Consider the following 275-nt stretch of genomic DNA (forward strand, 5'->3'; position numbering starts at 1 on the left):
CCGGTGAAGGTGGTGAGGACGGACGGCACGGTCGTCCGCCAGACGTACGACGAACGCGGCAACCGCACGTCGATGACCACCTCGTCCGGCCAGACCACCCGCTTCGCTCACAACGAGGCGGGCCACCTCACCTCAGTGACCGACCCACTCGGCCACACGACAACCGTCGTATGCGACCGCGCAGGCCTCCCCCTCCAGATCACGGACCCACTGGGCGCGGTCACGCGCTACGAACGTGACACCTTCGGCCGCCCCGTCGCGATCACGGACCCGAC

1 protein-coding gene is annotated in these 275 nt (G+C 69.1%); it reads left to right on the forward strand.

Annotation, left to right across the window (positions count from 1 at the left end; genetic code table 11):
• On the forward strand, positions 1-275 hold a 275-nt coding region (locus tag ADK57_RS18800; protein ID WP_159050098.1), incomplete at both ends, for an RHS repeat domain-containing protein.

The sequence above is a fragment of the Streptomyces sp. MMG1533 genome (assembly GCF_001279775.1).
Classification (GTDB): Bacteria; Actinomycetota; Actinomycetes; order Streptomycetales; family Streptomycetaceae; genus Streptomyces.